The following is a 22,126-nucleotide window of genomic DNA, read 5'->3' on the forward strand; positions in this document are numbered from 1 at the left end:
TTTTTTATAATATTGTACCACTCACAAGATGTGACCTGAAAGTAATCTGTTCTGCTGGATATGGTGGTGTAAACTCAAAGTCAAAGTATACTTTTCCACTTGCAATGTTTGTTGGTGTATTGAGTTCTGGGGTTGCATAACATTTTCCGCTAATAATCGCCCCTTGTGCTTTTAAACTTGCCAGATAAGAATTCACCCCCTCAATTACATCATCTATATAAGTTTTGGTGATATTGCGATCAACTGCCCATAAATGAGCTCGAAGTAAACTATCATTGATTAAATCTGCAGTCCTTCTCACTGACAGAAAAGCCCATTTTGAGTCATTTGAACATGTTCTATTTCCCCAAAGCCTATAGCCATTTTGATGAATTATCGTTGTTACTTCATTTTCATTCAAGTGGTTTGCTCTACAATTTGTATTACCGAGCGTAAAATCAATAGGCCTGCTTGTTCCAACAATACCATTTATCTCTTTGTTTGAAGGTGAATGCCAAAATCCTTGGCTCACTATCTACTTTCGCTATTAAACCAGCTACAAATGGGCTTACTGGCAAAATTTCTTCTTTTCCTTCAATAAATACCTTAACCCAAGGATCAACTACGTACACTCTTGAGCTGCCTACACTTTTTCTCCATTTTATTACTTCTTCATCATTGGTATTTGATCCATCTGCTACTATTATTGCTCTTAGCTTTTCTGCTATAGGAATTAAAGCGCTAACCACTGGATTTCCAGCATCTCCAGATAATTGATGAGTAAACTGAGGTGCAATTAGTATTCTTGGCGCAACATGAACTATGCTTTCACTACTGAGGAATGCCTCTATCCCTTGATACTCTCCAGTCTCTTTATCAACACCGCCAATTATATTTTTCAGCGTCTCTTCTTCTTTTAATTTTGGATCGCTGTTTTCACTTTCTTCAACTCTAATTACTACTATTGTTGCACCAATTTGGGAAAATATTCCGTTTATTGCAGAAGGTAAACTGCCACTCTTTCCAAGCTTTGCTGCTTCCTTCAAGCTTCCTGCAATTAACACTGGTTTATTCAGTGGAAATTTTTGCCCATCTGCTTCAGGTGCGGTACCAATTACACCTATCACTGATGATTTAGCTGTACGTACTGTTTTTGCCCCTGAGGTTACCTCTATAACATTTACTCCGTGTAAAAATTCTTCAGCCATTTCTTTGTATCTTTTGTTTAAAATCGTTTAGTAAGTTCTCTAGCTCATTTTTACTTTTGGCTTCTGCAATTTTCTTCTTGGTAATGTCTTCCAACTCTTCACATTTAATTATTTCTTTTACTGCTTTTTTTGCTTTTTCTTCAATTATTCTTGCCATTTCAATAACTGTAATACCACGGACTTTTGCTAATGGTTCTATAATTTCTGTATCCTTTTTACTTATAGACTCTGGTGCTGCTAGAATGCTTTTTGCTGCTTTTTCTTGTATTTGATACGATTTAGCTTTTTGGTGAGAATTTCCAGCGTATTCGTTAGTATAGTTATCATAATAAGCACGAAGATTAGAAAGTGCAGAAAACTTCGCATTTTCGAGTAATTCCACCTCCATATCTTCTTGACTACGCTGAGCAATTTCTCCTCCTTCTGTTAGACAATAACTTTTTTGCCAATCAAAATTCTTTGGCGCCTCGTACCAATCATTTCCAGTTGGTTTACTTTCAAGCGTTGTTGTTTCAATTTGTTTGTGATCTTTAAATCTTATGTAAATTGGCATGTTTTTCACTCCTCATATTATTGCCATAACTCATAGGTATTTGTAAGTCCTGGACACTGCCAAGCCCTGAGCGTCCTTTCCACATCTACTTCAAGTCCTGTAGTTAGAAAATTGCTACGTATGTTATAAATTCCCCACTGAATAAATTGACCATAGGTGTACACATCACCTGAGAGCACACCTTCACTAACTTTTGTTCTGGAATATAGATAAGATGATGTATAAAGTAATATTGCAACTGTTTTTCCTGCTGGAATTTCCACATTACCAGATCCGGCTAACTTGCCACTAGAACTCGTGTATTGGTAAACATTTTTCCATATTATTTTCGAAATTCTTGATTTATTAGTATTATCAGGAGTTCCCACAAATAATCCTGCACCACCATACTCTGTACTCGAATACGATGATCCAACAAATTCTATTGCTTTATTTATGTTCACATTGGTTGTATTTTTTACAAATACTACTCCAAGTGCAGCATATGGGTAGTAATATATTGAATCATGACTACTCGAAAAACTGTTTGTATATAACTCTCCGTAAATAAATGTTCCTTTATTTCCCTCTATAAAACTTAGTTGTCTTGGCCGATAAAAACTAACGTAATCTGTATCGTATATATGGCTACCTGCTAGTAATTGCAACATATAGTCGGTTTTTGTTATATCACTACTCCACTTTCCAAGCTCTGTCATAAAAGTTCCGTGGCCAAAGTAATTATTTTTTCTTCCAAGTACACCAAATAAGAAAGGTAATGACCCTGATTCAACCATGTTGCGCTTTCTTATTTCATTTATAAGAGACGCTTTTAACTGTTCATCCCGAGTTTTTACCTCATTAGAGATGTTTTCAATTCGAGTTTCTATTTCTCCTATAATTGATGAGCCAGGTGGTACATTATTAACAGCACGAAAATCTTCTACTAAACCTTTAAGACCATCTTTATGACTGTTACTAATGCTATTTATTGCTGCAATATTGGCATTCTTTCTCGTATCAAGTAGCGATATGTGCGAATCTGATGATGCTTTTAAAGTATTTAAGGAATTATCCCTAAGCTTGTTGATTTCATTAACAGACTCTGTTTTTACTGCAGTTATTGCTGATATTGAGTTTGTTTTATTGCTGTTTATATCATTTAGGTGTTTTTTTGCACTATCAAGAAGTTCTTTTAGCTTACCATCAGTCATTTGCACAATTTCAGAAACCGCACTTTTGTCGATTATTGATTCCAGTGCTTTAGCAAGATATGCTAATTGATCTGGAGTACTGTTTGCTACTAAATCCCTAAGCCTTTCTTGTAGTGCATCAATTATTTCTTTTACTTTAGTCATTTGCGCAATATCAGAAATAGCTTTTTTACCTATCATCGATTCCAATGATTTAGCAAGGTACGCTAATTGATCAGGTGTGCTATTTGCTGCTAAATCTTTAATTCTTTGATGCAATGCATCTATGGCTTCGTTAGCAATGGTCATTCCACAAATTCAAAAAAGTTTCAAAATTCAGTCGTTCAAATGCTTTTTTAAGCTGATTGTGCTCATTTTCTCTTTTAGCGATATCTTCATCTATTTTCTCAATTGTGGTACGGATACGAACAACATCTTCCACCGCAATATTCTCTGGATGAGGTAGTGAATATCCTCTGCTTGTTTTATCATTTGGCATTTTCTTACGTTATAACAATCCGCAAGTTTTTTACCTTTGGCCGATAGATAACCGTACCACTCAAAACTAATTTTACTCTAGTCTCACTAGCATTAAAATTTGATAGTACATGAGTTCTCTCTACCCAATTTTCCCCTATTGGTTTTCCCGAGGTTAAATTTACTAATTGCCATTCTTTGACGCTTTTCTGCACATATGCTTTTACGTCTGCAGTGCCAGGTATTAGCGCATCATATGTTATGGTAATTTTAGTATTAGCTCCTGCTGTAATGCTCCTTGTAACATAATCTCCGGACTCTGAAAGATTACCCATAACTAGCTGTAACCCAGGATAGAGAACAGGACTTCTTTCTTTTGACCCTTTTAAATTTGCCTTTACTGTTAACTCTCCGCTGATTCTTTCACGAAGTGCTAATGGCAAATTATCAGACAAAAAGTTTTCTTTTCCTTCTTCATCTGTTAAAATAAATTCTACATTGGTATCAAATGCTACTTTTTCGACGTTCGTCAAAACAATTAAATCTGATACGTTATTTGCAGTAACCTTGCCAAGATCAATAATGTGATAAACTTCGCTAAATTTTGCAGCCAAAAGCCGAAACGTTAAATCTAAGTTCTGATGTGGAGTCCAAGTACTTGCGTTGCTAGATGAGAGTAATACTCCTACTTGATATGGCTGGCTTGTTACCCAACGGCTATTTACTGCATCATATTTGCCAAGCTCTGCTACCTTTACTGCAGTACCCGGATCATCAGTAAGTAGTACTATTGCATACTCCTCTCCTGTATGGCAAAACACTGGTGACCACTCTATACGTGTTGCTGTGCCATCTATCTTTATATCTTTTGGCTCAATATAACTTTCAGCAATGACAGTCTGCGAGGGCATTCCCACTGCTGTTGCTCTAATCTGCACAACAACACGTTTTTTGCCGCTATTTGTGAACCATATCTCTACACCTCCTATGTGTCTGCTTTCATTTGGTGTAAATGTCTGGGCTAACTCTTCTTGCTGCGATAACTCTTCTTCTTTCTTCTATGGTAATAGTTTTTTTACCAGTATAAGTTGCTTCTCCATAACTACCTTTATCACCGAAGAACTGCACTAACTTAGTTCCAGCAGGAATGTTTCTTGGTACAGTAAATCTTCCTTTTATTTTTCCTCTGTTATCAGCAATAAATGTTGCGATCATGTTTTTCTTTCAAATATTTTCTATGCTTGAGGTTGAATAAAAATTCCATCAAACTTTATCTCTTTAAGCTTCTCACTTGGCTCAAAACCTTCGATCTCAAAATTCTGTATTGCTTCTCTCATAAATTCAGTTTCATATGAAGTACTTGACAGCAGCTCTGTTGTTTCTTTAACATTAAATACTCTTGTTACTGGACTTTTCCAATTAGTGGTAACCTCTGTCCAGTGGTCTATATTTTTATTTAGAGTAATTTGTGCCGGAACTGGATCAAAAGCTTGATACGGGTTAATCTTTTCTCCTTTAGTCTGTAAAAGCTGCTCCAGTACTGGCTCAAGTTCATACGGCAAAAGATATCTTTCCCCACCTTTTTCAATATCTGCAACTTCTACATCTATTGGCAGAACTAGCTCTCTATTTACTATCGCTGCAGACTGCGAAATTCCTTGATCACGCATATCATCATCAAAAAATGAATCTACAAATACTCCTTTTTTGGTGGTAGGTTCTCTTGAGTTTGCATCACTGCGTAGACGTTCCTCTGCAACCAGCGCATAAAGATCATTTATTCCTTTTTTCATTGCTTCAAGCTCATTCATCGGTACAGCATGAATAGCATTATTCACTATTTTTACCCCTTCGCCTTTTTTCCACGTCTGATGAATGTAGCAGAGCAAAAGTTGTCCGCTAGGTGCTTTAGGCATCGATGGTCGCCAAGGGTGAGAAATTCCTTTTATTCTTCTTACCACTCCTTTGCTATCGATAGTAATTAAATCAAAGCGTGGCATTTTCCAGGTGTAATCAATCAAAACCAGACTGTTATCAACTGCTCCTTTTACTTTGCATCCCTGTTCACTTATATCTTCAGGGCTTACATGAGTACGACAGCGATAGGTTATCAGGTAACTACTTCCAGGAGCTGGCTCTTTACCTGGTAATGACCAATCGACGTTTCCTGCGTTTAATTTGTAATCTATACTATTTTCATAAATAACATTGCCTTGTTTAATTTGAATAATCTCAAGTACTGCAGAGTCAGGTATTGGATCAACAGCTCCTGAGTATGAAACGTGAGTAACAGTAATAGTTTTTTGAACAGTTATATCTACTTTTTTAATTTCACTGATTGGAAAATCATTAACCTTCAGTTCCATTACCCTTTGGCTATTTGGCTGAAAAGTATGTGGCTCTGATTCAACTGATTTTATATTCGGATCTTGATCAAAAGAAATGCGAATACTGTGAGGTAACTCAATTTCATAACCATCAACATGAGCTTTGCCTTCATTAATCACGAATACTTGTTTTTTGCCCTCTTCTTCCTTTTGCAAAAACATTACTTCTAGACCGTTTACTACGTAAGATCCATTTGCTTCTTTGTCATAACGAGCAAGAGCTGTAGTTACTATATTTGCTTGTGGTGGCGGTGAATGTTCTATCAATACTCCATTTTCAATGTTATAGATTGGATAAAACTCCCCTTCAGAAAAACGTGGAAAAAAACCTTCAGATTGATAACCCCAAATGGTGGAAACTTTAAGTCTTGCTGCTCCTACTTCCTGATAGTTTCTTGTACCAACAGCAGGATCACGAAGGTTTTCATCCTCAAGTTCTGTAATGGTAGATTCTACATAATAAACACCTATGCGAACTATAGTACTCAGTGGAATAGTAAATTCTTCTTTTTCGACTTTTCTAACTGCTCCACGAAGATAGATTTTTCCTGATTCAAGCGTAACTTTACCAGTTTCTCTATCTATAATACAATTGCTTCCTGTTATAACATCACCATCACGAAATATTGCATCGCCTATGCCTTTAAGCTTAGAGAGAGCATACTCCTGAGTCTCGTTTAATTCTGCAGACTGTAGACCTCTTCCTGCAAGAAACAAGCTTTTTTCGTATTCTTTATCAGGATTAAAGCGGTTATAATAACTATTTAAGGTCATTTTGTTTCAAAAAGTTACAACAAATGAAAAAGTCTCTCTTGTGGCAGATGTTCTAATAAGTGGTACTGTATGTTCTAAAACTAATAAGATCCCTGGGTCTTCTATATCTTGAGGTTCAAAATATCTCTGTCCAGGAGGCAACTTTTCTTTTACCTTTGTACCAACCATAACTCCTAATTCCCGTATAACTTGATTTGCTGCGTCCGTGAAATCGAAAGTAAATTTAAGGTATAAATTATTGGTTGGTACATTTGAGGACCTAAACCTCCCTGTTGGAGTCAAAAGCTCTCCATTCTCATCACCTGTGCAAAAGAGAACCTCATCTGCAGTACGTCTGCCAAGCTCATTGAGCAGTTTTTCAGAAGTTATCAGCTCTGGTGGTGTGCTTTCAGTATACTCTATAGTAACTGCACTATTTGCCGTGATAGAGCTATTTTCCGTACGTTTTATTACACCACTACTGCTATCAACTATATAGTCAATACTGGATTTATACACTGTTTGTCCTGTAAAAACCCTTACGTCTTTAATAGTGTGGTGATCTAGAGCTATTTCACCCTCAACAAAAACTTTTTCGACCTGATGGCTACTTCCAGAGCTTGAATCACCACTTCCCCAAGCAAGATGTAGAGATTGCTCTTTTATGCTGGCTGCTATTGCTGCTCTACCTGATTGTGTAAGAATTGACATTTGAAAATTTGACTCCTGTATATATATTCACCAAAATTACAAAAACTGTTCAGTTTTTTTAGGAAAATTCTTCTTTTTTTCATAATAAATTTTTGTTGACTAATCTTTAATCTATTTTAGACATAATATATTTACTTTTAGATATATGATAGCTAGTGAGGAGTTTTGGGAAAGCAGTTTAGAAATGCCAGTATCCTTTTTGCTTAAGGACTTTCAAAATCCAAGTTTACGTGAAAGTTGGCTTGATTCTCTTTCTGGTAGACAATTAAGTGTGATCTTTAACCATTACTTTCAGAATAAACAAAACAGGCAATTATTTAAAGACTACGAAAAATGCGATGATATTTCAACTCAACAAAAACGCAAGATGCTTATTAAAATTTCTGAATCTCTGTTTGATTATTATTTAGTCAATCGTTTTAGTCGTACAAAATCAGAAACAACTATAGCTGAAGTAGCACAGTCTGTATTAGGCCAAGATCTTCTGAAGTCATTTCTGCTACAAAATAACAAATATGACAAAAAGTCCTTGTTGTTCACTCTCTTTATAACTAATCGTAACTTACTAAAACAAATTTTCTGCTTTAATCAAGTACAGAAAAAAGGGTTTTTACCTTTCATATTAAAAAATCCTCCAAGACAAAAGGCCACTTCATTTAAGGATTTTTTATCAGAAAGTACAATACAGCAAATATTAAAACAGCATGATCTATTTGAAAATGATAGTTTTGAAAGTCAATTTCAAGAACTCTTTTACTACCAAAATAGTATTTACTTATTTATACGACGTGCTAGTAAAGATGAGGATTTATTAATCAGTTCAAATAAGGTAATACACGGTTATAAACCTAGTAGAATTATTATTGACTTTGCTTTAAACGCTAACCAAGTAAACTTATCTATTCAAAGTTTTGATCAAGGATTAAAAATAGCAAATAGAATAGTAAGCTGTTATTTTCAGCGAGAATGTTCATTTACTAACATGCGCCACCAAAATACAACAGCACAAGTGAGGACTTTTTTGAATGACTGTGTAAAACAACATGTACCTGATATTCACCTATTTGAATTGAAATTTGGTCCATCTAAATCTAAAACTAATCTTACGTTAAACACAGATAATATTGAAGAGTGGTTACAGAAAATAGAGCCTTCGGTTGGTAGTGTACTGCATGATATTTCGCTTGTTCAGCATATCAAAGTATTGTTTAAAAGTAAAAAAGTTACTTTATCCTTTCAGACAGACACGCAATACGCAAATTATATAGAAATTGATTACTCAGAATATGTTCTCAATAGAAAAGAACGAGATGATTTTAAGTCTTTAATTAGAGATAGCTATGGAATTACCGTTTTGTCGAAAACACTCTCAAGATATTGATACTATGTTAGTAAATAGGTCCTGGGTAAATCCTAACGAGAACTATATAAAGGCTGCAGAGCATCTCAGTCAGCTTGATTTTGTTAAACTTGAGAAGTATTATTTTGTTATTTGTGCTAATGATTTAGATCTTGATTTTCCAAATATACAAAATCCTTATTGCAAAAATGAGGTTATCATTTCTCATGATTTTGATGAAGATTGTGATGATCTAGCTTGCGAGGATTGTGGTCGTGATATTTTTCCTGATACTTACAAAAAACAGAGTTATCTTGTGCTTTCAATTAAACTTAATACAGAAAAAATTATAAGTTGGTTTGAAAAACTATTAATAGGACTCATATGGGAAAAGGCGGCAAATGGGATATATCATATAAGCTTTAAAAGTAAAATAGTAAGCATTATAATACCAACTTTATGTACTGATAAGTCATATTTAACTGTAGATAGGTTAAGAGCTAATGTTGCTGTTCTTATAACTTTTGGAAAGGAAGACTTAAAAATATTGTTAAGCCTATATACTGTTTCCATGGCTGATTTAATTTGTGAATATCAAACTCTAAATCAAATACTAAGCGAAGCAGTTGAAAAAGGAGTACCAGAGCTATTACCTAATGTTTCTTTTCAAGCATTCCCTTATGTTCCACTGCAAGAAATAACTCTTCCAGAAAAAAAGATACTGCGATTAAAAGTTGAAGATAATATTATTTATGTTAATGATATTGAAATTATAGGCAAACAAGCAACTTCGAGCATCCGTATTTTTAGAGTGTTACTTAAACAATTTTTGCGTGACTTGGAAGCAGTTAAAGAATATAAATTTCTTAGTATCATTCAAATAGCAGATAGTTTAGGTATTGAAGACCCAGAACAGCAAGTACGCAGACCTCTTAACAGAATGCAAAAAACAATAGCAGAAAAGCTAGCTAGCACCTTGGGACTAAATATAAAACGCGATGATGTGATACAAGCGTGTAACTGGTCAGGCTATCGGCTTAATCCATCTACCATTAACTTAAGTGCTAGCTAAGCTAATGTTGGACAGAAAACGCAGAAGGATACTTCTTTACAATATACCGATACAATTCTTCAGCGCTTTTTTTGTCACCTGCAATGAAGGTAAAAAATTCAACTACGTCTTCTTTAATTTTAGCTACAATCTCCGGCTCTTTCTCCTGTTGTCTCAACTATTATTTTATCTCCACGTGAATCTCCAATGTAAAACTTACTTTTGTAAAACTCACCACCAGGTAGTAAATAGAGTAGGTATTCTTCAATTCTATCAATTACTAACGCTTTTATTTCTTCTAGAGATCTATTCATAAAAGGTGCCCTCCAATAATTTATGATAAAAAAATGATTCTTTTATTTACTTAGAAAGGTATCCAATCAAGCTCAGTATTTTGATGTTGCTCTGGGATAATAACCGTAGCAATCTTATTTTTTTCTCCATATCGATCAGCTTCAATACCAACTTTTGCAGTAAACTCTAACCCATTAAAATCAGCTATAGAGTTGACTTTTCTAGCAATAACTGCTTTTTCTGAAGTGTCATTTGAATGAATGTTCCGTGCTGACTCTAAAATACTTCTAAGCATAGAACGTCCAGATTCTCCCCAAACATCTTCTCCTTCAACGCTTGCTTTGCCACTTTTGACACCTATAATCTGAAAAATCTTGCGTTTTGCATATGGACCTTCAGTGACAGTAAATTCAACGTTTAAATAGATGCTGCCAGTAGTGTAGCTTTTAATGAACCAATTTTCATAATCTCCTGGTTTAATTGCCATTTTTACCTTGACTATTGTACCTTTTGGTATTAAATTACTTTGTAATTTTGCAGTATTAAAATCAGTTAAAAAATCTGATAACATATTGTCTCCTATAAATTAAATGAAAAAAAGAAATCAACTCCATTGGTCTGCAAGCTTCCAACGACTATCTATCTTATCAACAAGCTTACTTGCTACACGTTCACCATTACGAAGCTCAAATACTATTTGACGGACAGTGCTTTCCTCATCATGAGCAAACATCACCATGCCAGTACTATAAAATCCCCTCAAAGAACCAGCTCCGCTTAAACCCTGAAATGGATCTTCTTCCAGCATCTTTTTTGATAATTTTTTTGTATGATGAGTGAGTACAATGCAAGCATCTGGATTGACAGCACTGCGTAGCTTTTCAAGAGTCTTTTGCAGAAAAAACAGCATAGCACTGTTATCATTTTCATTTCCATACTCACTGCTAAAGATGTTACGCAATGGATCTATGGCCAAAACATCAGGTTTAAAGCGTTCTTTCACGATTTCCTTGATTTCACTTATTTCATCATGATTAAATGATAAATGCACTTTTGGCGTAATGATTAAGTTGTTAGCAGCTACATTCAAAAGTTCGTTATCAAGTTGAAGTTGTTGCAACCGTTCTTTCATATATTCATATTCAATTTCAGTTTGCATGTAGAAGATCTTCAAAGGTCTACTCGGCGTCATGCCAAGAAACGAAACTCCAGCAGCCATGTGGACAAGCCAAGAGATCAAAAAGTCACTTTTGCCGATTTTAGGTGGGCCACCCAGTACCAACAAACCTCTTTTAGTTAGAATTCTAGGGGAAATTATGTCCTCTGGTATTGGCGTTTGATCACTTAAATACTCCTTTACGCTGAAAAAGGGGATTTTTTGACCGATATTGAAAAAGCTTTGTTCCATATCACTCCTTTTAAAATTAAATTTAGGCAACAGAAGCCAAGGTTTTGGCTTTAATTTTCGCAAGTAATTTACCTAAATGCGGTTCTTCAACCATATTCAGGCAGCCACTGCGATCTTTAGCGGGATATCCCCAAGAGTTAATAGTCTGACAGACAAATGAACGTTTCTCTGTACCATCATCTTTCTTGATTCCAACCATGATAATTACTTCATCAACAATTCCAGGGAGTTCACTGGCAGTTTTAGCCCCTTCACATTGAGGAAGCCAGGTTGGACGATTGAAATCATCAAGATACTGACCTAAAGTGCCAACTATGATGATGTCTTTATCCCGAATATGTTGAAACTGATTGAGCCATGCCATCATCTCCTGAGCAAGTGTTCCGTAAGCAGCTCTCATGTCCTGTTTCCCTGATTTCTCAGAAAAAGCTTCAGGTTGCATCTTTGCCCAAAGTAGACATAAACGTGATGCAACGGTTATACTGTCGATAAAGATAGAGCGGTATTTAGAAATCTCCGAAAGAAGATCTTTGTACTTACCAGATACATGCTCATAGTGTCTTTGACTATATGCTTGATCAGATTTTAATGCAGGGTTTGGACCACCAATAAGGCAAGCTACATCCCGTGCTTCATTCCAGGTACGAATACTGATAGAATCCCCTTTCCACTCCTGAACGGCTAAAAGTCCTGCTTCAAAATCAAGGCAAAGTGTTGTTGACTCATCAAGAGTTTTAAGTAGACTGGTTTTGCCAATTCCGTAAGGTCCAAAGATTACTATCTTCACACCTGTTACCATTTTTACTCTTTCTTCGCTGTTTATTATTTTTAAAGTCATATATCGTGGCCCTCCTATAAGAGTTATACTAGAACTGTTACTTATTGTTTGATTTGCTAAAAAAAATTTTTTATGTGCCGTCTTATTCGTTGCAAAGTGTTATAAACCGTTGTGCGTGGTATTCCATTTATTTCAGCTATTTCTGGAACACTGAAAAATTCCAGTTGTCTGCATAGTACTTGCCATTCTTGGGGTAGTGTTGAGATAACGTCGTTCACATCAATACGAGTTGTTATTTCAGTGATAAAACGACATCTATCATCGACCACTTCATGTAGCTCATCAGGATCAACATAGAATATACCTTGTCTGCCGCCGCGTTTTTTGCAGAGTTGCTTATTGATTAAATTAATAGCTCGACACTTAATAAGTTGACATACAAAGGTAGAAAAAGAGCTTCTACTTTCGTCATATTTCTCAATAGCAGGCCAAATCATACAGAAAAGTTCTTGCTCAATATCTTCAAGGCTTTCATGAACAAAACACTTTAAGTTTTTTATACATTTTGCGTAATGTCTAACGTATTTAACAATTATGGGATCAATTCCCGAGCAAGAATTCTTTGATTTCATAACTTTTCTTGAATAATTAACTTCTTCAAGAATGGTTGTTTTCGGAAACTAATTGTAATTGCGGAGCAAAATTAAATAATTGTGATGCGATTTTTAACTTACTGATATTCTATGCTTTTTTTCTGAGAATAATGGCGATAGCAATTTAAATAATGGTGATGGCGCACAACAAGCAGCAATTACAGTATAAATCATATAAGAAATGATTGAAGGTTTTGAACTATGAATTTCGGTTTAAACAGTGAAAGATTAAAAGCAGAACTATTGTTGCAGATAAGATCGTGTCTTTCGTATTTACTACCTAATGGCACTTTTTGCAGAAATGAGTTTCAAGTAGGGGATATCTGGGGTAATAGAGGAAAAAGTTTAAGAGTAGAGCTAAGTGGCAGTAAAGCCGGGTTATGGAATGATTTCGCAACCGGGGACGGTGGTGACATTATCGATCTTTGGGCGGCTGTGCATAGAAAAAACGCCAAAACAGAGTTTTCTGAAGTAATGGCTTCTATAAGTGAATGGCTTGGCAAACAACACACTAGAGAAAAAAAGAGTATCAAAGATCTAGAACAATACATGACTTGTAGCTGGAATTATTACGATGAGAACAACCAAGTTATTGTTATAGTTTACCGATATGATCCACCTGAAGGAAAGAAAGAATATCGTCCTTTTGATGTTAAAGAACTGAGATTTAAAGAGCCAGATGTAAGGCCACTCTATAACATTCCAGGAATTTTAAAGTCTGATAAAGTTGTTCTGGTTGAAGGGGAAAAATGTGCTGAAGCGCTTATAGAACAAGGTATCACAGCTACAACAGCAATGTTCGGGTCGAATGCATCTCCTGATAAAACAGATTGGACACCGCTTAAAGGTAAACATATTGTCATTTGGCCAGATAATGATGAAGCAGGCAAACGATATGCTGAAAATGCTGCCAAAAAGCTGTCAGATCTTGGTGTTGCATCACTTGTTACTCTTAAGATTCCACAAAATAAACCAAAAGGTTGGGATGCTGCTGATTGTGTACAAGAAGGTATAAATGTCAAAGAATTTTTAGCTTCAACTCCGTTACTTACTATTGATACTCCAGCTACTGATACTTCAAATATGAAAAGTTTAGAAAGATCCACAAAACAGCCACTTAACATTTTAGATTGGAGTGCAGAGCGCTTTGCAGGTCCGGTACCAGAGCAAAAGTTTCTCGTTGAAGGTCTATTTCCTTTAGGTGTTACTTCAATAATAGCAGCAATGGGAGATACAGGCAAAGGTATGCTTCTTCTTGACCTAGCGCTTAAGGTTGCAAGTGATAAGGATCAGATGTGTGGCTTTGGTTCACTTGTTACTGAACATGGATCAGTAGTGATTTTTTCAGCAGAAGATGATGCAGGTGAGGTACACCGCCGCTTAGAACGACTTGACCCTAAATGTGAAAGATTAAAATATAAAGACAAACTATTTATTGTACCACTGCCAAACGTTAGAGGATCACTTACAATACTCAGAAATGTTCGTGGTAAAATCGTCGAAGTTTCTCCTGAATTCGAATCCATAATGAAACAGCTCGAGGAAATTAAAGATCTGAAATTGATAGTATTTGATCCACTTGCTTCATTTATCCATGCAGATATAAATGCTGATCCTGCTGTAGGGGATTATCTAATGTGCTTATTATCTGATTTAGCATGTAGTACTGGAGCTTCGATAATTACTGCTCATCACATGAGAAAGCCAAAAGGAGAAAAACCAATATTAACTGCTGAACAAGCACGCGATGCAATTAGAGGTACCTCTGCTCTTGTTAATGGTGTTAGATGCTCATACGCTTTTTGGCCAATAGAAAATACAGCTAGGCTAGAAATCTTTAAGGCAGTAGGAGAAACACCAAGACAGAATGCTTTATTTCATGGGGCAGTTGTGAAGGCCAATGGGTTAGCTGATCGCACTGTAAGAACTTATCTAAGAAATCAGGAAACAGGTCTACTAGAAGATATAACAATACAACTAACAGTTAAAAATGCTAGTGAAAAAGACCTTAAAATATGTCTTATCGATGCAGTTACACGATCTGCTGCTTCAGGGCATCCATTTACTCACACAGGAAGCACAGGAGTATATAAGCAACGACATAGACTACCTGAAGTTTTTCACAGCATGGGAAGGGATAGACTAGAGCGTATGGTACAGGAACTTTTGCAGGTAAAGCAGTTAGTTAAAGTGATGTCTACAGGTTCAAGAGAGGATAAGTGGCTTGACATTCCAACTGGACCATTTGCTTGTGGTATAGGAAAATTCACTCTTGGAGCTGAAGATTTTAGCTATAGGGAAAATTTAATGTTAGGATAAGTCTTTTTTTATGGGTAAAAATATTTTAGAGTTTACCCAGTTTTCTCTATTGCCCTTTCAATCTATATAGCTACTATCAATTTACATCCACTCAACTAAAACTTAGCACTTAAGAAATAGCACCATCAATGATTGTATTACATTCCTAATTCCTAGGTTCCTAAATCAGTAATTAGAAATCAGGAATCTAAATTCTGCGTGAGAGCTAGCTTTTTTACCTACGTTCCTAAAAGCGTTCCTAGAAATCACATGTCTAAAGTCAGCCAGTGAGGCGGATTCTAGCTTCCTAAAACCCTTATATATTATATATATATAATAGTAATAAATAATAACAGTAATAATAAATATAAAATATATTGGATAAATAGAAATAAAGAAGACCTAGAGAGATTACCACAAAACATTACTTAAATTTAATGAAAAAAATACAACTTTGAGACAATTGCATTTAGTGCGGATTTAAAGTGATTACACGACTCCAGGGTACAATTTACTACTAAGACCTAAGTTACTTATGTAAGGTAGCTTAAAACTCGATTATGAGGCATTTCTAAATTATCTTTTACCTTAAATTTTTACTTACTACAAAAAACCCTCTTTCATTTTATCATGTTTTTTATTCGTTGTAAAATATTTTTTCAAAATAATAAGCTAGATGAACTGCAAAGTAGTTGTCAACTGATGTTTGAATTACGTATGCTATTCCATCAAAATATAAATCAATAACTGCTGGCATATCAGAGGCTTATAAATAAAGATTATGGCCAAAAGTTAGATGCAGAACGTTCGCGTAGGTATTCTACAATTAATTTATACGGAAGGGACGTCTATATACAATAAATTCGTTCTGTCAGGCATTTGAGAATAAAGCAGGTCTTGGTAGTCAACATTCGATCCGTGAACGTATTGATACTTTAGCTACAAAAGGCTATGTAAAATTTAATAGAGAAGGTAAAAATGGAGCAAGAACTAGATATGGTGTGCTTTGTGTTGCAGGCATGGAAAAGAAAAGTACGGTATTTGATCATCAACTGAATAAAGAAGTGACAATTTATGAAAGGATTTTACCGACCGACTATAAATCACTGGAGAATGGTAGCATCTTACCAGTTGAAAATCCGAATACTTGGGTTCATCATAGCATCTGCAATTAATAAAGTTTTCATAGAAACTATGAGTTACTTCAGTCTTCGGATTTGCTCAGTTTGTCTTCAGAATTTGCTTAGTCTATGCAGACTGAATTTAGTGAAGGCAAAAGAAATGCGAGATTTTCAATAACTTAGAGGGATTGTCGAATTTTACAGCCGCAGACTGAATAATAGGGGAAAAAGCCAGGATTATAGAGGGTTTTGTTCGACTTTCAGTTTTCAGAATAACTCCTATTATTATATAATAATATAGTAGTATGACTTTAAAACATACTACTCTGTTCCGTTTCTCTTTTACTTACAATAATAAGCTATGGAAAGCTCTCTTTCAAAGTTATCTGATTAAAGAAATGAAAGACAAAATGGCCTGTAAATTGCGTTTTAAGACGATTATATGATCTGAGATACCATCCTGAACTAACTAACGCTTGTAACACCCTTTAAAACTCGAATAAAAGGCACTCCAAACAATTCTATTGTTGTAAAACAAACTTACGCGTAAGTTTAACGTCATTTTTATTCATTGTAAAGAAAAAATTTGTATGAAGGTCTTATTTAGAAAACTCACTTTGCAATAGCTTTACTTCTACCATAAGTTTAACAGGCTTCAGAAGGCTCTTACTCTCATCTTTTTTTTATGCTGATAAAACTCAAATAAACACTGAGTTTGGTCAGGTCTCCGTGGAATACTCAATAGCCTCTTGGTATCTGATAGCAAAAAAAAGAAGTGTAATCTGAGGTGAGCTTTTGGTGAATTGAGAAATTTTCAATTCTTTCAAACGACTTATTGTTTTTTCAAATCTAGCTCATATCAACTTTTTGGAAGAAATAACTTAACTAAAACAAAAAATTTTAGTGCAAATCAAATTTCTGACCTCATTTCTAGTATATATCTGTTAAGAGGTGGTTGAAAGAGCTACTATAACGTAGACAACCTCGACCCACATACTTCTTAGGGGTAGCACATGATTCTTGGATTTCCGTTGTTGGCCAATAAAAAAACTATAAACCGCTTTTTGATAGTACATTTTGACAGAACCAAACGATATTTAGGAATTAGTGCTACTTATAGTTTTAAATAATAGCAAATGCTAACACTAGACCTCGGCAAACAAACAGGCTGGGCTATTCTCAAAGACGGAGTAATTCAAAGTGGCAGTGAAAACTTTCATGGTAGCCGTTTCAGTGGAGGTGGCATGCATTTTTTGAGTTTTCGCAATTGGCTTAATTCCTTGGAGCATAAGTTCACTGCGGTTTATTTTGAAGAAGTAAGAAGACATCTTGGAACTGATGCAGCGCATTGCTACGGTGGTTTCCTTGCCGTTCTCTCTGCTTGGTGTGAGGAGAACAATATTCCCTACCAAGGTGTTAATGTTAAAACTATCAAACGCTTTATAGCTGGTAATGGTAATGCAAGCAAAAATGAAGTTATTGAAGCGATACGTGAAAAAGGTTTTTCACCTCGAGATGATAACGAAGCAGATGCTTTGGCATTAATGTTCTACGTTAATAATTTTAGTAAAGATTTTAATATGCTAGATAGCACATAGGAAGTGGGTCCTTTCGGCCAGGCTGGCGGGTTTGGTGGGTTCGACCCCAGGCCTTCTCTAGCGTCAGATATATTTTGAATATTAACTTTTTAATTATTAAGATATGAATTTAGCAATCCACTACTATCCTACTCGAAACCTAGTTGAATATGAGCGTAACCCACGTAAAAATGACGATGTGGTCAACAGAATGTGTGCTTCTATTCGAGAATTTGGCTTTCGTATACCAATAGTTGCAAAAAGTGATGGCACTGTGGTTGATGGTCATTTAAGACTTAAAGCAGCAAGAAAACTTGGTATGGAAAGTATACCAGTGGTCTTAAGTGATAATTTAAATGAACCACAAACTAAAGCTTTTCGATTACTGGCAAATCAATCAGCTAATTGGGCAAAGTGGGATGATGAGCTTTTGAAAGTAGAAATTCAAGAGTTAGAAGATTTACAGTTTGATCTTAAAATGACTGGATTTGAATTAGAAAAAGTTCAACATTTCCTTGATGATTTAGATAGTGAAAAAGAAGATTTTTCTGACTTGGTTGGTGATGACAAAAAAGTAACAAAACCAGGTGATTTTTGGATTTTAGGTGATCATAGAATCTATTGTGGTGATAGCTCTGTAGTTGAATCATATAAAGCGCTGTTAGATGATAAAATGGCAGACATTACTGTTTGTGATCCTCCATATAACGTTGATTATGGTAGCAGTCAAGAAAGAGAGGATAAAAAGATACTAAACGATAATCAAGGTGAAAAGTATGAGCTTTTTCTCTATGATATTTGTACTCATATTTTAGCATATACTAAAGGTGCAATTTACATCTGTGCATCATCATCAGAGTTTTCAACGTTGCAAAAAGCATTTGAGGAAGCGGGAGGAAAATGGTCAACTTTTATCATTTGGGCGAAGAATCACTTTACGCTAGGAAGATCAGATTATCAAAGACAATACGAAGCAATGCTTTATGGATGGAAAAGCGGCAATAAACGTGAGTGGCATGGCGGTAGAAATCAAAGTGATCTGTGGTTTTATGATAAGCCAATACATAACTCACTGCACCCAACAATGAAGCCAGTAGAGCTAATGGAGAGAGCAATAGTAAACAGCAGCAGATCAGGAGACATAGTACTTGATCCATTTAGCGGTTCTGGAAGTACACTGATTGCATGTGAGAGAACAGGAAGAATTTGTAGGACAATAGAGCTAGATTCAAAATTTGTAGATGTAACCATAAAACGTTGGCAAGTGTACACAGGTAGGGAAGCAATTCTTTCTGGTGCTGGTAAAACTTTTTCAGAGATTCAAGAAGAAAAACAGTAAGAAAAAAGTGGAAAAGATAACGCAAACAGAAATTTAGTAAGCCTTGGTAGTTGTAATATTAATTTACTGGTATATACCGTATTTTAATGAGTTTAGCGTAACAAATAACTTTGGATTAAATGTGGTGTACTCAATGAATCAAGAAAAGACGTTAGCTGGAGTAGTAACGTCGCAAACAAATAATGAAGCATCGTTTTCTGAAGAAGTAGAAAATAATGTTTCAAATTCTACACTATCTGTTAAGGAGAGAATTGAATTGTTTGAAAAAGGTACGAAGCAAGAACCTGACCTGAACACTGAATGCAAACTAGCTTCTTTAAATGTGATTAGCAATAGTAGCGATAGCAGTATTACAGCAAAAATAGACGAAGCAGGTGCTGATTTTTCAGTGAGTTGTTCTTCTTTAGTATTTGATGATGGTAAAGACATAGAGGACGAATTTAATGCAGTTTGTGAGGCAAATGGAATAGAATATAACCGTCCGTATTCTCTTGATCAGCTTGAGGCAGCATCCAACACATCTTCCAACCCCAAAATAGACAATACAAAAGAAATGCAAAAAGAGGAAGAGGATAAAGAATTAGGAGATAAACCAAAGCCGTTACCTAGGAATGGAATGTTGGAGAAGGACAATATTAGAAATGTAGCTCCACCTTCACCTAGAACAGCAGAAAATCATCGGTTGAGTATTATTCAGGATATTGCACCACCAAAGCTACCACATTCTTCTTTCCAATTAAATGGAGAAAAATGTGATGAGCAAGAAGCTATAGGAGAACCTATGTATGCAACTATAGACAAAAATAAAAAATTCTCGAAAAGAGGTTTAGATGGTGAAATAAACGATCAAAGTCCGGAGATGGAAAAGTCAAATTCTGAAGAAACATCAATTAAGAAAGGATCAGAAGATATAATTGGTGAACCTGTAGATCTGAATACAAAATTTTTAAAAAAGAGTTTGGAAGGAAGTGATAGTGGAATAGACAATAGAAGTGCAGAGATGACAAGATCAAATTCTCAAGTAACAGAAATGAGTGAGTCTTGTGGCAATCAAGGATGGGAGAATATGTCATTAAATCATGATAGTCCAGTTACACTTTCAACTAGCTCATCAGAAAAAAGTGATAATGAAGAAACCCCGTTAATTAAAAAAGAAAAGAAAACAAATAGAATTTTGCCAAGAGTAAAATATGCAGTGCAGCAGAAGGAATTTATAATTTTCGGTATAGCTGCTGTTGCACTTAGCGTTTCTGCAGCTTTGGTATATTTACAGGATAAAGCACAATTTATTGCATTTTTTGCAAACAGTGTCATCTATGTAACTATACCAATTCTAGCTGTTGCATTATTGGTTGCAATTAGTCCGATATTTTGTGGAATAAAGCAATTTAGAGATACTGAAGAGTGTCAAATAGGGAGAAAGAATGCGAATGAAACTTTGAATCAGGTGCGAGAGTATCAATCAAAAGATAAAGTAATAAAATCAGTCAAACTGGAATACGGCAATGGTACTCATTCGCATTTTACACTTAACGCTTGGGAGGGTAAGAACAACTTCATTAATATTGACGACAAAGTCATTAGTAGAAGAAATAAAGTAGAATCAGTAATCAAAGATAGGCCATTATTTACAGCATTATTAAGCAGTTTGGTTGCTGCAAATATAGTATTGCCTTTATTACTGTATGTAGAAGGTGGTATTACTAGTGTTCAGAAGTTTACCAGAACGCTTTGATTAATTAACGTAGGGTATCACTACTTATAGGCTCGAGTATACTTGCACTATCAGTGATATTCCCTTGGAGTACATTACTACAGTAAAACAAATTGCACAAATCTTGTATATTGTGAGGAAAGAATTGAACCAGAAAAAGTTAATGGAAAGTTCATTGAGGAAACAAAGGAAGCAAGGACAAAAGTGCTTGAAGAAAACCATAGTAAAGATGCTAAATGCAGCAGTTTAACGCTAGAGCAAGTAGTGGTTGAATCTCATAACTACAAAGATGTAATTTATAGTATTAGTTGAAAATAGCCAAATTTCACTATGTAAAAAGAAAGCAGCTATAAACCGGAGTACTTCGCTCTATATTAGTAAAATATCTCTAAGACGCTGGCAAGTATAAACAGGTAGGGAATTGCTGATACTGGCAAAACCTTTTCAGAGATTCAAGAAGAAAATTCGTAGAAACAAGAGAGAGGAGAAAAAAAAGTGAAAATCACACAAACAGAATGGGCAAGAGAGATAGGAGTATCAAAGCAATATGTCTGTTATTTAGTAAAAAAAGGAATAGTTGAGTTGGAGGATGGACTCATTGACCGAGAACAAGCAAACAGGGCTATAGAAACAATCAGAGATCCAAGTCAGCCACTGAGGAGGAAAAATCCAGAAAACGAAAATACAAGTAACCTTTCCACGATGTTGCTAAAAACTAGAATAAAAAATGAAATGGAACGAGGTAAACTGCTTGAGGCAAAGGCAAAAGCTGAGATTGGTGAACTTGTAGCAGTAGAGGAAGTAAAGCGCGAAGCATTTAATGTAGCAAGAGTTGTCCGTAATAATTTGCTTAATATTCCAAATAGAGTTTCAGCACTGCTTGCATCACTGAGTGACACTGAAAAGATTCATATGGCGCTAACTGAAGAGATTACAAACTCATTACAAGAATTATCTAATACTAAATTTCAAATATAAAAAAGATTTTGAATATAAAATGGCTGATAACTTAAGTTTAGAGTTAATAAAATGCCTCATTAATCAACCTGGATTAGATGTTAATGTCAGAGGGTTAAACGGAAAAACTCCACTGCATTGCGCTATAGAGTTTAAGCATGGTGGATTTGTTACTCACGAAGAAGAACATTAATCCTTTTGTGGAAGATAATGAAGGTTCTTGATTACGCCAAAGAAGGGAAAAAAGCAGAAATATTACAAGCACTAATTAATAACAAGTACGGGTCAGAACAAGATAGCTTACTTCATTTAGCTGCAATGATAGGTGAAATTAATGCAGTGAGATATTGATCAGAA

The 22,126-nt window shown here is 35.3% G+C and carries 17 protein-coding genes and 3 pseudogenes; 8 read left to right on the forward strand and 12 right to left on the reverse strand.

The window, feature by feature from the left end:
* Positions 1–4: 4 nt before the first annotated feature.
* The 7 genes and pseudogenes from wVul_RS02955 to wVul_RS02985 all read right to left on the reverse strand — a co-directional run bounded on the left by wVul_RS02955 (position 5) and on the right by wVul_RS02985 (position 7,240).
* Positions 5–1,187 (reverse strand): annotated as a pseudogene (locus tag wVul_RS02955) (phage tail sheath subtilisin-like domain-containing protein).
* Positions 1,180–1,740 carry a hypothetical protein gene (locus tag wVul_RS02960; protein ID WP_047759119.1) on the reverse strand — a complete coding sequence of 187 codons (561 nt, stop codon included), beginning with the start codon at positions 1,738–1,740 and terminating at the stop codon, positions 1,180–1,182. The pseudogene wVul_RS02955 and the gene wVul_RS02960 overlap by 8 nt, the downstream one beginning before the upstream one ends.
* A gap of 17 nt (positions 1,741–1,757) precedes the next feature.
* Entirely contained in the window at positions 1,758–3,221 is a 1,464-nt protein-coding gene (locus wVul_RS02965; RefSeq protein WP_047759120.1) for an SF-assemblin family protein, read from the reverse strand.
* Entirely contained in the window at positions 3,208–3,411 is a 204-nt protein-coding gene (locus wVul_RS02970) for a hypothetical protein (RefSeq protein WP_047759121.1), read from the reverse strand. The genes wVul_RS02965 and wVul_RS02970 overlap by 14 nt, the downstream gene beginning before the upstream one ends.
* Positions 3,412–3,415: 4 nt before the next feature.
* Positions 3,416–4,604 (reverse strand): annotated as a pseudogene (locus wVul_RS02975) (hypothetical protein).
* Between the two features lie 20 nt (positions 4,605–4,624).
* Positions 4,625–6,550 (reverse strand): DUF4815 domain-containing protein, encoded by a 1,926-nt coding sequence (locus wVul_RS02980; RefSeq protein ID WP_047759122.1) that lies wholly within the window; start codon positions 6,548–6,550, stop codon positions 4,625–4,627.
* 6 nt (positions 6,551–6,556) lie between these two features.
* Complete coding sequence (locus wVul_RS02985; protein ID WP_047759123.1) at positions 6,557–7,240, reverse strand: hypothetical protein; 684 nt, start codon at positions 7,238–7,240, stop codon at positions 6,557–6,559.
* Positions 7,241–7,385: 145 nt separating this feature from the next.
* On the opposite strand from wVul_RS02985, the gene wVul_RS02990 reads away from it, so the two are divergent.
* Together wVul_RS02990 and wVul_RS02995 are read left to right on the forward strand one after the other, a co-directional pair.
* On the forward strand, positions 7,386–8,621 hold the full coding sequence (locus wVul_RS02990; RefSeq protein WP_047759124.1) for a hypothetical protein: 1,236 nt from the start codon (positions 7,386–7,388) through the stop codon (positions 8,619–8,621).
* Positions 8,581–9,651, forward strand: coding sequence for a hypothetical protein (locus tag wVul_RS02995; protein WP_047759125.1), 1,071 nt, complete (start codon positions 8,581–8,583; stop codon positions 9,649–9,651). The genes wVul_RS02990 and wVul_RS02995 overlap by 41 nt, the downstream gene beginning before the upstream one ends.
* A gap of 119 nt (positions 9,652–9,770) precedes the next feature.
* On the opposite strand, the gene wVul_RS08535 is transcribed toward wVul_RS02995, so the two are convergent.
* The 5 genes from wVul_RS08535 to wVul_RS03015 are packed head-to-tail and all read right to left on the reverse strand — an operon-like array spanning position 9,771 to position 12,742.
* Positions 9,771–9,944 (reverse strand): hypothetical protein, encoded by a 174-nt coding sequence (locus tag wVul_RS08535; RefSeq protein WP_153295505.1) that lies wholly within the window; start codon positions 9,942–9,944, stop codon positions 9,771–9,773.
* Between the two features lie 50 nt (positions 9,945–9,994).
* Complete coding sequence (locus wVul_RS03000; protein WP_047759126.1) at positions 9,995–10,495, reverse strand: hypothetical protein; 501 nt, start codon at positions 10,493–10,495, stop codon at positions 9,995–9,997.
* A gap of 33 nt (positions 10,496–10,528) precedes the next feature.
* Positions 10,529–11,332, reverse strand: coding sequence for an AAA family ATPase (locus tag wVul_RS03005; protein WP_047759127.1), 804 nt, complete (start codon positions 11,330–11,332; stop codon positions 10,529–10,531).
* Between the two features lie 22 nt (positions 11,333–11,354).
* Positions 11,355–12,170 (reverse strand): ATP-binding protein, encoded by an 816-nt coding sequence (locus wVul_RS03010; protein ID WP_047759128.1) that lies wholly within the window; start codon positions 12,168–12,170, stop codon positions 11,355–11,357.
* Between the two features lie 56 nt (positions 12,171–12,226).
* Complete coding sequence (locus tag wVul_RS03015) at positions 12,227–12,742, reverse strand: RNA polymerase sigma factor (RefSeq protein WP_047759129.1); 516 nt, start codon at positions 12,740–12,742, stop codon at positions 12,227–12,229.
* Between the two features lie 222 nt (positions 12,743–12,964).
* Between wVul_RS03015 and wVul_RS03020 the strand changes: the two genes are divergently transcribed.
* From wVul_RS03020 to wVul_RS08540, 6 genes and pseudogenes are all read left to right on the forward strand, one after another.
* A complete protein-coding gene (locus wVul_RS03020) occupies positions 12,965–15,082 on the forward strand; it encodes an AAA family ATPase (RefSeq protein ID WP_047759130.1) in 2,118 nt (705 codons plus the stop codon).
* A gap of 2,236 nt (positions 15,083–17,318) precedes the next feature.
* Entirely contained in the window at positions 17,319–17,780 is a 462-nt protein-coding gene (locus wVul_RS03025; RefSeq protein ID WP_047759131.1) for a crossover junction endodeoxyribonuclease RuvC, read from the forward strand.
* Between the two features lie 103 nt (positions 17,781–17,883).
* Positions 17,884–19,098 (forward strand): DNA modification methylase, encoded by a 1,215-nt coding sequence (locus tag wVul_RS03030; RefSeq protein WP_047759132.1) that lies wholly within the window; start codon positions 17,884–17,886, stop codon positions 19,096–19,098.
* Between the two features lie 133 nt (positions 19,099–19,231).
* Positions 19,232–20,833: a hypothetical protein gene (locus wVul_RS03035; protein WP_238580384.1), complete on the forward strand. Its 1,602-nt coding sequence runs from the start codon at positions 19,232–19,234 to the stop codon at positions 20,831–20,833.
* Positions 20,834–21,307: 474 nt separating this feature from the next.
* Positions 21,308–21,790, forward strand: a complete 483-nt coding sequence (locus wVul_RS03040) for a hypothetical protein (protein WP_047759133.1) — start codon at positions 21,308–21,310, stop codon at positions 21,788–21,790.
* A 19-nt stretch (positions 21,791–21,809) separates the two neighbouring features.
* Positions 21,810–22,117 (forward strand): annotated as a pseudogene (locus tag wVul_RS08540) (ankyrin repeat domain-containing protein); the annotation flags it as partial.
* Positions 22,118–22,126 lie beyond the last annotated feature (9 nt).

The sequence above is a fragment of the Wolbachia endosymbiont of Armadillidium vulgare str. wVulC genome (genome assembly GCF_001027565.1).
In the GTDB taxonomy this organism is placed as follows: domain Bacteria; phylum Pseudomonadota; class Alphaproteobacteria; order Rickettsiales; family Anaplasmataceae; genus Wolbachia.

Bases quoted from the DNA above. Each gene is read 5' to 3' on its own strand.
- wVul_RS02980 (WP_047759122.1), bottom strand. From the start codon at position 6,550: ATGACCTTAAATAGTTATTATAACCGCTTTAATCCTGATAAAGAATAC.
- wVul_RS02960 (WP_047759119.1), bottom strand. From the start codon at position 1,740: ATGCCAATTTACATAAGATTTAAAGATCACAAACAAATTGAAACAACA.
- wVul_RS02995 (WP_047759125.1), top strand. From the start codon at position 8,581: ATGGAATTACCGTTTTGTCGAAAACACTCTCAAGATATTGATACTATG.
- wVul_RS03015 (WP_047759129.1), bottom strand. From the start codon at position 12,742: ATGAAATCAAAGAATTCTTGCTCGGGAATTGATCCCATAATTGTTAAA.
- wVul_RS03000 (WP_047759126.1), bottom strand. From the start codon at position 10,495: ATGTTATCAGATTTTTTAACTGATTTTAATACTGCAAAATTACAAAGT.
- wVul_RS02990 (WP_047759124.1), top strand. From the start codon at position 7,386: ATGATAGCTAGTGAGGAGTTTTGGGAAAGCAGTTTAGAAATGCCAGTA.
- wVul_RS02965 (WP_047759120.1), bottom strand. From the start codon at position 3,221: ATGACCATTGCTAACGAAGCCATAGATGCATTGCATCAAAGAATTAAA.
- wVul_RS03030 (WP_047759132.1), top strand. From the start codon at position 17,884: ATGAATTTAGCAATCCACTACTATCCTACTCGAAACCTAGTTGAATAT.
- wVul_RS08535 (WP_153295505.1), bottom strand. From the start codon at position 9,944: ATGAATAGATCTCTAGAAGAAATAAAAGCGTTAGTAATTGATAGAATT.
- wVul_RS03025 (WP_047759131.1), top strand. From the start codon at position 17,319: ATGCTAACACTAGACCTCGGCAAACAAACAGGCTGGGCTATTCTCAAA.
- wVul_RS03005 (WP_047759127.1), bottom strand. From the start codon at position 11,332: ATGGAACAAAGCTTTTTCAATATCGGTCAAAAAATCCCCTTTTTCAGC.
- wVul_RS03035 (WP_238580384.1), top strand. From the start codon at position 19,232: ATGAATCAAGAAAAGACGTTAGCTGGAGTAGTAACGTCGCAAACAAAT.
- wVul_RS03010 (WP_047759128.1), bottom strand. From the start codon at position 12,170: ATGACTTTAAAAATAATAAACAGCGAAGAAAGAGTAAAAATGGTAACA.
- wVul_RS03020 (WP_047759130.1), top strand. From the start codon at position 12,965: ATGAATTTCGGTTTAAACAGTGAAAGATTAAAAGCAGAACTATTGTTG.
- wVul_RS02970 (WP_047759121.1), bottom strand. From the start codon at position 3,411: ATGCCAAATGATAAAACAAGCAGAGGATATTCACTACCTCATCCAGAG.
- wVul_RS02985 (WP_047759123.1), bottom strand. From the start codon at position 7,240: ATGTCAATTCTTACACAATCAGGTAGAGCAGCAATAGCAGCCAGCATA.